8 protein-coding genes, 1 rRNA gene and 1 pseudogene are annotated in these 10,060 nt (G+C 48.5%); 6 read left to right on the forward strand and 4 right to left on the reverse strand.

What is annotated here, in order from left to right; translation table 11 throughout:
- The 3 genes from Q0620_RS05960 to Q0620_RS05970 all read right to left on the reverse strand — a co-directional run.
- Positions 1-904: ribosomal RNA gene (locus tag Q0620_RS05960) — 16S ribosomal RNA — on the reverse strand; the annotation flags it as partial.
- Positions 905-1,629: 725 nt separating this feature from the next.
- Positions 1,630-2,502, reverse strand: a complete 873-nt coding sequence (sppA, locus tag Q0620_RS05965) for a signal peptide peptidase SppA (protein WP_298783752.1) — start codon at positions 2,500-2,502, stop codon at positions 1,630-1,632.
- Positions 2,490-3,707, reverse strand: coding sequence for a metal-dependent hydrolase (locus Q0620_RS05970; RefSeq protein ID WP_298783753.1), 1,218 nt, complete (start codon positions 3,705-3,707; stop codon positions 2,490-2,492). Before Q0620_RS05970 ends, sppA begins: the two co-directional genes overlap by 13 nt.
- 172 nt (positions 3,708-3,879) lie before the next feature.
- On the opposite strand from Q0620_RS05970, the gene aroQ reads away from it, so the two are divergent.
- The 6 genes from aroQ (at position 3,880) to mnmA (ending at position 8,848) form a co-directional block, all read left to right on the forward strand.
- Positions 3,880-4,347 carry a type II 3-dehydroquinate dehydratase gene (aroQ, locus tag Q0620_RS05975; protein ID WP_297950960.1) on the forward strand — a complete coding sequence of 156 codons (468 nt, stop codon included), beginning with the start codon at positions 3,880-3,882 and terminating at the stop codon, positions 4,345-4,347.
- 12 nt (positions 4,348-4,359) lie between these two features.
- Positions 4,360-5,385, forward strand: coding sequence for a M24 family metallopeptidase (locus tag Q0620_RS05980; protein WP_298783754.1), 1,026 nt, complete (start codon positions 4,360-4,362; stop codon positions 5,383-5,385).
- Positions 5,386-5,402: 17 nt separating this feature from the next.
- Positions 5,403-5,933 carry a 2-amino-4-hydroxy-6-hydroxymethyldihydropteridine diphosphokinase gene (folK, locus tag Q0620_RS05985; RefSeq protein ID WP_298783759.1) on the forward strand — a complete coding sequence of 177 codons (531 nt, stop codon included), beginning with the start codon at positions 5,403-5,405 and terminating at the stop codon, positions 5,931-5,933.
- Entirely contained in the window at positions 5,915-7,099 is a 1,185-nt protein-coding gene (locus tag Q0620_RS05990) for a P-loop NTPase (RefSeq protein ID WP_298783755.1), read from the forward strand. The genes folK and Q0620_RS05990 overlap by 19 nt, the downstream gene beginning before the upstream one ends.
- Before the next feature lie 115 nt (positions 7,100-7,214).
- The gene (locus tag Q0620_RS05995) at positions 7,215-7,820 is read left to right on the forward strand and encodes a TIGR00730 family Rossman fold protein (protein WP_298783756.1); all 606 of its coding nucleotides are present in this window, start codon (positions 7,215-7,217) and stop codon (positions 7,818-7,820) included.
- A complete protein-coding gene (mnmA, locus tag Q0620_RS06000) occupies positions 7,817-8,848 on the forward strand; it encodes a tRNA 2-thiouridine(34) synthase MnmA (protein ID WP_298783758.1) in 1,032 nt (343 codons plus the stop codon). Before Q0620_RS05995 ends, mnmA begins: the two co-directional genes overlap by 4 nt.
- Positions 8,849-9,373: 525 nt before the next feature.
- Here the strand turns inward: mnmA and Q0620_RS06005 are convergent.
- Positions 9,374-10,060: pseudogene (locus Q0620_RS06005) on the reverse strand (hypothetical protein); the annotation flags it as partial.

The raw sequence follows: 10,060 nt of genomic DNA on the forward strand, positions 1-10,060 counted from the left end.
GGTCCCCGTCAATTCCTTTGAGTTTTAATCTTGCGACCGTACTCCCCAGGCGGTCTACTTCACGCGTTAGCTGCGTTACCAAGGAAATTAATCCCCGACAACTAGTAGACATCGTTTAGGGCGTGGACTACCAGGGTATCTAATCCTGTTTGCTCCCCACGCTTTCACGCATTAGCGTCAGTTAAGTTCCAGCAGATCGCCTTCGCAATAGGTATTCTTCTTGATATCTACGGATTTTACCCCTACACCAAGAATTCCATCTGCCTCTCCCTTACTCTAGATTATCAGTTTCCCAAGCAGTTTAACGGTTAAGCCGTTAGATTTCACAAGAGACTTGATAATCCGCCTACGCGTCCTTTACGCCCAGTGATTCCGAGTAACGCTTGCACCCTCCGTATTACCGCGGCTGCTGGCACGGAGTTAGCCGGTGCTTATTCGTTAGGTACCGTCATTATTCTTCCCTAACAAAAGGAGTTTACGCTCCGAAAAGTGTCATCCTCCACGCGGCGTTGCTGCGTCAGGGTTTCCCCCATTGCGCAATATTCCCTACTGCTGCCTCCCGTAGGAGTTTGGACCGTGTCTCAGTTCCAATGTGACTGATCATCCTCTCAGACCAGTTACGCGTCATAGCCTCGGTAGGCCGTTACCCCACCGACTAGCTGATACGATATAGTCTCATCCCTTGCCGAAATTCTTTCCCGATTTATCTTATGGTAAAAAGGAGTATGGAGTATTAGCAGTCATTTCTAACTGTTGTCCTCCAGCAAGGGGCAGATTAGCTATATATTACTCACCCGTGCGCCACTAAATTTAAAAGAGCAAGCTCTTTTAAATTCCGTTCGACTTGCATGTATTAGGCACGCCGCCAGCGTTCACTCTGAGCCAGGATCAAACTCTCCATATTTATTTGATTTCGCAGACTAGCGAAGCTAGTCTTTGCGACCAAAGAGCTACGCCCTTTGGAAACCTCTAAAGCACACCGCTTCTATCGGAAGCGGCGTATATTATGCAGATAAAACCTATTATCCGCATAGTTAAATTTTAAAACTAACGAAAGTTTCGTTAGTTTAGATTCAAATAATTGAATCAAGCTTTAGAGAGTCAATATGAAGTTTTTAATCTAAAAACTTTATGTTTTTGTAACATTGTTTTTATGGATAGATTTAGTTTAAAGCTAGATGCTAATTAGATATTCGTTACGGATGTAAAAAATAATCTAATATTCGATCCTGCGATCTAAATCTTAATCCATAGGCTCAATCGATCACTTGTTTAGATTTCAAAGATTGACTAAAGATATTTGTTTTTAACAGTTAAAATTTTAAAAAACGCGTTCGCTAAAAGGCTAAAACTACTAGGACTTAAGAGTTAAGAAAGCAGGTTCGGCTCGGTGCGAAACAGAATTGTGATTATACAAGAGCGATGCTTAAAGGGGGCTGAATAATTAGTAGAAAAATGAGGAGTTCTTAAGCAAAGAAAAATTCACAAAAAAGGTAAAATTTTAAAGAAAACCGCCAAATGGAAAAGCGAGGAAATTTAAAAGTAGTCAAACCCAGTATGTTTCTACATACAAAATTTTGCTCTTAAAATTCCCTCATATTTTAAAATTCCTACGAAATTTCTAAAATTCTAATACGTCATCAGCTTCGCGCCGAAGGCTCCGCGCACTAAGCTTTCGCTTTTATTTGCCAGCTTATCCATCATCTTTTCATACGCCGAAGGCTCCTGCCAGATCGGATCTGCTACGCCGCTAGCCTTTACGAGCGCGCTTTTAGCGTCCTCTAAAGAGCCCACCTCGTCGATGAGGCCGACGCCTTTGGCGCCGCTGGCTAAAAATACTCGCGCATTCGCCCACGTATCGCGCTTCCTAAGATCCAGCGAGCGCGCCTGCGCTACCTCACGCGTAAATAGCTCATAGCTCTCATCCACCAGGGCTTGCAGGCTAGCGCGCTCCGCGTCGCTCCATTTTCGCATCATCGTGCCCGCCTCTTTGAGCTCGCCCGCTTTGACGATCTGTTCTGAAAGTCCCAATTTAGCGGCAGCTTCGCTCACGTCTAAGCCCTGCATGATCACGCCGATAGAGCCGATGAAGCTGCCCGGATTTGCATAAATTTTACTAGCCCACACGCCGCCTAGGTAGCTGCCGCTCGCCATCGTGCCCTTTGCGTAAGCAACGACCGGCTTGCGCGAGTTTAGTGATTTGATAGCCAGCGAAATTTCCACGCTCGGGCTTAGCGCGCCGCCGGGGCTGTCGATCAGCAGAAGCACTCCCTTAATCGCCTCGTCGTTTTTCAGAGTTTCGATCTTTTCTAAAATTTCGCTATCGTCCATTATCGCGCCGCTTAGCGAAAGCTGAGCGAGATTGGCGCCCTTTTGTTGCGTACCTTCGCCACCTGCAAAAATCAAAAACAAAATAAGCAGAAAAATCAGGGATTTAAAGTATTTGTTGATAAACCCGAGCACGGCGCCGATCGGCGCAAAGATGTTTTTTAGAAATTGCATTTCATTCCTTCGATAAAAAGTGATTTTGCGTTTTTGCTCTGCAAAATGAGCTGTAGCGGCAGCTGGCTCTGCTCGCACTCAATGCCTTCAAAAACGGTGATGTCGGCGAGCTTACCGGCTTTCAGCTCGCCCAAATTTAGCCCAAGTGCCGCAGCAGCGTTTCTCGTCGCGCCTAAAATCAGCGCCTGCGCCAGTTCCGCCAAGCCCAGCTCGTCGTGCATCATTAAATTTGCACGCAGCTCGTCTAAAAAGCTTAGACTGAAATTTGAGCTAAGCCCGTCGGTAGCGATGTTGTAATTAAGTCCGCTTGCGAGCAGCTTTTTAAAGCTTAGCTGCTTTTTGCTAAGCAGGCGGTTGGAGCGCGCGCAGTGCGTGATCGAGTGGAGCTTCGGATCAAAGATGCTAAAATCATCCACCCAAACGCAATGCGTAAAAAGCGTGCGAAGCCCGCTAAAATGCGCTACGAAGCTCTGCGGCGAGTAAAAAGGCGCGGGCGTTGGGTTAAATTTAGCAAGCCAAGTTTTAAATTTGCCGCGACCGGTGCGCAGCCACTGCCGCTCATACGTGCTCTCCATAAAATGCGTGCTTATAGCAAGCCCGTTTTCACGGGCAAGCCTCGTCGCAAACTCCGTAATCTGCGGGTGCGCCGAATACGGCGAGTGCACCGACACGGCGGGGATAAAAAGCGAGCTTGCGAGCGCCTTTGCGCGCTCAAATCGATCTTTAAATTTAGAAATATTCTCCGCCGCAGCGTCCTTGCTCGCGCCTAAAATTTCATTAAAAAATACGGTTCTAATGCCGCTTTGCGCGCAAACTTCAGCCTCGCCGCCGAAGCTTGAAATTTCGCCGATCGTACCCACGCCGCTTCGCATCATCGCGGCGATCTGCTCCAAGATCAACCGTCCGCGCGCCGCGGCATCCAGCTCCTGTCTTGAGGCGATGACGCTGCCTAGCCAATCCAAAAAATCGCCGTAGCGCAGCGTGCCTTTGTTTGCGCTAAATTCCAAATGCACGTGCGGATTTATAAACGCAGGCATCACTATATCGCCGCTAAAGTCCAAAATTTCGGCTTGCGGGTATTTGCGCGCCGCACTCGCAAAGGCGCAGACCTCGATTATTTTCTGATCAAAGACGATCGCGCCCTCTTTTAAAATTTTAAAATTCTCATCGCAGACAAGAACCCACTTCGCCCTTAAAATTCTCATCGTTTTCCTTATCTAAAACAGCGCGTGATTTTAGCATAAAATTCTATTTCGCGCTAAATTTAGAGATAAAATTTTAGCGGCTGGGCTTGAGCGGGCAAATTTAGCGCCATAGTAAAAAATAAGCTCGCTTTGGTTATAATTTTTGCTTAAATTTCAAAACAAGGACGCAAAAATGAAAATTATGGTGATTCAAGGACCGAATATCAATATGCTCGGTATGCGCGAGCCCGCTATTTACGGGGTTATGAAGATGGAGGATATCCATAAGCAGATGAAGGCGGTCGCCGATCAGAGCGGCAACGAGATTGAGTTTTTCCAGAGCAATTTCGAAGGCGAGATCGTCGATAAGATCCAAGAGTGCTTCGGCACCTGCGACGGCATCATCATCAATCCCGCCGCCTACACGCACACTTCGCTCGCTATCCGAGATGCGCTCGCCGCAGTCAGCCTACCCGTGATCGAGGTGCATATCTCAAACATCGCTCGCAGGGAGGAGCTTAGACAAAAAAGTCTAATAGCGCCCGTAACAGCGGGTCAGATTATCGGATTCGGCCCTGTGGGATACCATCTGGCAATGATCGGAATGATTCAAATTTTTGAGCAGATCAAGGCAGCCAGAGCCGAGCAGAAAGCCGAGTAGGACTGGGTAAATTTGAAAAATTTTATCCTAAAGGACGAAAACGCCGTTTACCACGAGTGCGGATACAGCTGCGACAACGCGATATTTTTAAGTCTCGCGGGGCGCAAATTTTTCCTCACCGATGCGCGTTATAGCATCGAGGCGCGCGAGCTTTGCCAAGATACCGAAGTGATCGAGGTCGAGCGAAATTTAATAAAAGACGCGCGGCTGTTTTTGCGAAAGGCTGGCGTAAATGAGCTTAGCTACAACCCGTACGATTTTAGCGCGGGCGAGTGGGAGGCGCTTAGCAAAGGGCTTGGGATAAGATTTAAGGCGCGGGCGAATTTTTCGCAAATTTCGCGCATAATAAAATCAGAGGATGAGATAAAAATTTTAAAGCAAGCGGCGCAGTTGGGCGCTGAAAGATTTGACGAATTTGCTGCGTTCGTGCGCTCTAGCGGCGAAGGGATGAGCGAAGAGGAGCTGTTTTTTAACGCCGAGCTCATCTTTAAAAAAAAGGGCGAGCTCGCGCTTAGCTTTTCGCCTATCGTAGCGATCAACGAAAACGCCGCAAAGGCGCACGCTCTACCGAGCAAAAAGCGTTTGCGGCATGGCGATTTGCTCCTGCTGGACGCGGGGGTTAAATTTAACCGCTACTGCTCCGATAGGACGCGTACGGCGTGCTTTAACGAAAATTTTAACTTTGGCAAAGAGCAAAATTTTAAAAACGCCAAGCGGCAGGAAATTTATGAAATCGTAAAAGAGGCTCAGGCCCTTGCGATCGCGGCGGTTATGCCCGGCAAAAAGGCGCGCGAGATCGATGCGGCGGCTAGGGATTTTATCGCCGCTCAGGGCCTTGGCGAAGCGTTTTTTCACAGCACCGGACACGGCGTCGGAGTCGATATCCACGAGCTTCCGTTCATCTCAAAGCGCGGAGATACCGTGCTAAAAGAGGGCATGGTCTTTAGCGTGGAACCGGGGATTTACTTGCCGGGCGAGTTTGGCGTGCGTATCGAGGACGTCGTGGTCGTGCGCGAAAACGGGGCTGAAATTTTATGAGAGTAGCTCGGGTGAACATGCAACTTAAGAAAAACGGATTTTACGAGTGCGCGGACGCGCTGTGCGTCGTAAAAAGCGCCGTTTTTCCGATGAGGCGCCGCGAGCGCGGAAATTTTAAAAATTTATACCTACTTGGACTCGGCGGGAATTTAGGAGATGTCAGGCGACGCTTCGAGCGATTTTATCGCACTTTACAAAGCGATGCGCGCTTTTTTGTAGCGCAAAATTCCCCGATCTTAAAAAACAGGCCGTTCGGCTTTTTAGATCAGCCCGATTTTTTAAACGCCGTAATGCTCGTGCAAAGCTCTCTGCCGCCGCTTACATTGCTTAAAATTATGCAGCGCGCGGAGCTGAAATTTGGGCGCAAAAGAAGCTTTAAAAACGCGCCGCGCACGCTGGATGTGGATATTTTATATGCAAGCGCGAAGGTGCGTGCCTGCGAACGGCTCGCGCTACCGCATCCGGGTATTTGCGAGCGCATAAGCGTGATTTTGCCACTTGGAGAGATGAAATTTAAAAGAGGACTGATATGCAAACTAAAATCGTAAATTTTTTAAGCGCCAAGGGCGGAGTCGGCAAGAGCGTGATTGCAGCAAATTTCGCCGAAATTCTAAGCGAGCAGGGCTACCGCACGGCGATCATCGAGGCTCCGAATTTAAACAATCAAGAGATCATTTTAAACGCTTTACAAAGAAAGAGGATTTCGCTACCAAGCGCCGTCGCAGTAAAAATTTCTCAAAATTTAACGCTCGTTTCGCCCGCGCTTGCTTCACAAAATCACGCATCCTCACAAAATTCTATTAAAAACGCAAGCTCTAGCGCGGATGATTACGTCATGCAAAATTCTACGGATAGCACACAAAATCGAGAGGGCGACGAAAGTGGTGGCTCGCACAATTACGCGCAAAAACTCACGAGTTCTGATGGCAAAAATAACTCAGAAAATTCCGCCGCTTTAAATTTGATAGAAAACGCTGCAAAAAATTCTACGAATTGTGCAGCCAAAAAGCCGCAGAATTGCGAAGATGGATGGAATTTTACAGAATCAGAAAGCCTAGAGAATTTTAAAAGCGATGATTTCACCAAGCAAAATTCAATCCCTGACGAGAATTCTCAAAATTCCGCAAGTAAAGATGAAATGAAAAATTCCGCCCGCTCATCAAATCCCGAAGAAGCCGGGAATTCCGCAAACGCAAAGGCTCACGAAAGCCCCGCTCGCTTCGCAAGCGAGCTAAAAGAGGCGGGAATCTTCGATTTTATTTTGATCGATGTGGGGCTTGAGTATCTTGGAGATTTTTTGAGCATCGGCGACGAAAATATCGTGCTGTGCGCGAACGAGCCCTGCTCGATCAGTAACACCTATGCGCTTTTAAAGACACTTGGGGCGAGCAAAAAAGAGGTTTTGTTTTTGCTAAATTTCACCGCAAGCGAAGATGATGCCGTGATGATCTACGACAATCTAAAGTCGGTTGCGCACCGCAATATAAACGAGCTGGGCTTTAAACTGCTAGGCTTCGTGCCGTTTTGCAAACAAGTAGCCGTCTGCTCACAAAATCGTGCGCTTTTTAACTCGCACTATCCGTTTTCGCCCGCTACCATCGCGCTTAGACAGAGCGTCTCGCGATTTTTGGGCAAGCAGGGCTGCGAGCCTATCGATATGAGCGCTTACCGCGGCGTCGGCGGATTCTTACGAAAACTTAGCAACCTAGTATGATTTACAACGAGATTTTAAATCACGTAAATTCTACTATTTTAAACGGAATTTTAAAAATTTAATGCTATTCTTAAAACTAAAATTTTAAATAATATACATAAAAGATAGATTAATCATGCAGTTAAAAGAAATTTTAAAAGACATCAAAATCGCCCGCGACAATCTCAAAAACGTGGGCAAAAGCGCCACGATCTTCGGCTCGGCGCGCTTTAGCGAGGACAATCGCTACGTAAAAGACGCGCAAAAGCTCTGCGAAGGGCTCGCCGATTTAGGATACTCGATCATCACCGGAGGAGGAGGCGGCATTATGCAAGGCGCCAACCGAGGCGCATTTGCGAGAGCAAGAACGCACAGCGTGGGCTTTAACATCATGCTGCCGTTTGAGCAAAAAAGCAACGGCTTTTTGACGCAGGGCGCGAAATTTTCGGCATTTGCGCCGCGCAAAGGCGCCCTCATCGAAAACAGCGAAATTTTCGTCATCTTTCCGGGCGGCTTTGGGACGCTGGATGAGTTTTTTGAAATTTTAGTGCTGGTGCAGACGGGCTTTAAGCGCGCACAGATCTATCTTTACGACGAGGAATTCTACGCGCCTTTGATGGGGTTTTTCCGCACCTCGCTGCTAAAATCTGGCGCGATAAACGAAAGCGATCTGCAAAATTTTAAGCTCTGCGACAGCGTGGATGAAATTTTGACGGACGTGCGACGTAAGGAGAACGAATGAAAATTTTAGTCGCGATGAGCGGCGGCGTGGATAGCTCGATGTGCGCGAAGCTGCTGCAGGACGCGGGCCACGAGGTGCAGGGCTGCTATATGAAGCTGCACGCAAAGCCCGGCTATCACGAGGCAAACATCGCCAAAGTTCGCAAAGTAGGCGAGTTTTTGGATATAAAAATCCACATTTTGGATCTGCAGGAGGATTTTAATCGCGACGTTTACGAGCCCTTCGTGCAGGCCTATATCGGCGGTCTTACGCCGAATCCCTGCGCTCTGTGTAACCGCCGCATAAAGCTCGGCAAGCTTTTGGAATTTGCGCGCGAGCAGGGCTTTGAGCGTCTTGCTACGGGGCATTACGTCCGCATCGAGGACGGGCTTTTAAAAGCCGCTGTAGATCTTAGCAAAGATCAGAGCTATTTTTTAGCAAACATCGATCCTGCCGCGCTTAAATTTATGCTCTTTCCGCTTGGAGGGATGTATAAAAAGGACGTCAAAGAGGCCGCGCGCACCTATGCGGAGCTTTCGCAGATCGCTTCTGCGAGCGAAAGCAGCGAGATATGTTTTGTGGATACCACCTACATCGACGTTTTGAACCGTCATACGGGCACCAAAATGCCCGGTATCGTGCGCGACCGCGCGGGCAACGCCATCGGCACTCACGAGGGCTATATGCACTACACGATCGGCAAGCGCCGCGGTTTTACGGTGCACGGCGCGCATGAGCCGCACTTCGTGTTAAGCATCGACCCGAGCAAAAACGAGATCGTCGTGGGCGGCAAGGACGAGCTGGCGACCTACGAGTTCGACACCGAAAATTTCAACGCCTTTTTAAGCAGGGATGAAATTTTAAATATGCCGGGTCTCGGCGTTAAGATCCGCTACCGCAGTGCCAAACTCCCCGTTCAAATTTCGCCTCGCGAAGGGGGCGGGGTACATGCCGCGCTGTCCATGCCCGCAGCAGGCATCGCTCCGGCACAGCTCGCGGTTTTTTACGACGAGCGCGACCGCGTAGTAGCAAGCGGATTTATAAAATAGCGCTTCACATCCGATGCTCGCTTTCGGCGCCGCTTGGGCCTCATCTGCTCGCAAAACGGCACTTTGATCGCGCCGCTTGATATGCACCCACTCTATTAAATTTCATATCAAAAAAGGAATTTACGCTTTTGAATCCAAGCCGCTAAATTTTATCTTGCGAGCTCGGCGAGCAAGTTTTATGCGCGTAGCTTTACGATTAAGCCTTTTAAATTTACGCTCTGTCGCCGCGTTGCCCGCACTGCTAGCAAAAATTTACGAAAGCTGCGGTGCTAAAATAAAATTTACGGCGACGCCTTATCCAAGCGCGCCGCGACGCAAAGATCGCGGCCGATACAAGATATTTCGTGCGCTGTCGCGACGGCGCAAAACGAAATTTGCGCACCCGCTCTAAAGGAATTTGCGATGAAATTTCTAAACCTACGCTAGAGCCCACGACTACATTTAAATTTTAAAAATTTATGCCGAAATAAAATCAAATTTAAAATTTAGCAGCACTTTCCATGCTCGAATTGTGCTCAAATCGCCCTAAAATTCCACCCGCGTCTTTACCTCGAAAAGTAGCTCGCCATCCACCGCCTCAAGCCCGCCGCTCTTTATCATCTCACGAATTTTACTCGTGCCAAAGCTACTTTTTTGAAGCAAAATTTCAACCAAATCTAGATCCCTGATCTCATAAATGCAGCGATCTATCAGTTGCGAAGAGCCCAGATCGTCGAAATAGAAAAATCGCCCGCCATTTGAATAGACCCAGCCGTATAGCCCGCCGTGCACGCCGCCGACCCTGCGCCACTCGTGCGGCAGCTCGAGCGCGAAAAGTCCGCTTTTGCGAGCGACCAGCCTGCGAGTGCTGCGACCGCCGCCCCAAACATCCGCGCGCTCCAAAAAATATATCCGCTCCCCGCTTTGAAACACGCTGCCGCTAAGCGCGTGAACTTCGCCCGCAAAGGGGTTGTCTGCCGCGCGCTTTTGCTTTCCGTCATTCTCGTCAAAATAGTAGATGCCGTCTGGGGAGGCAAAAAGCAGATGGTTTGAGTGCGCGAGCTGCCTATTTAGCGGAGTATATGGCGCGGCGGCGGGATCAAATTTCAGATCGTTCGCAAAAACGTCACCGCCTTTCGCATCCCACAAAAAATAGCTCAACCGCTGCCTAAAAAGATCGTAATGCCCGCCGTTATCCCGAGCGTCAAGGCGTAGATTTTTAAAATACACGTT

It is taken from the genome of uncultured Campylobacter sp. (assembly GCF_938017615.1).
In the GTDB taxonomy this organism is placed as follows: domain Bacteria; phylum Campylobacterota; class Campylobacteria; order Campylobacterales; family Campylobacteraceae; genus Campylobacter_B.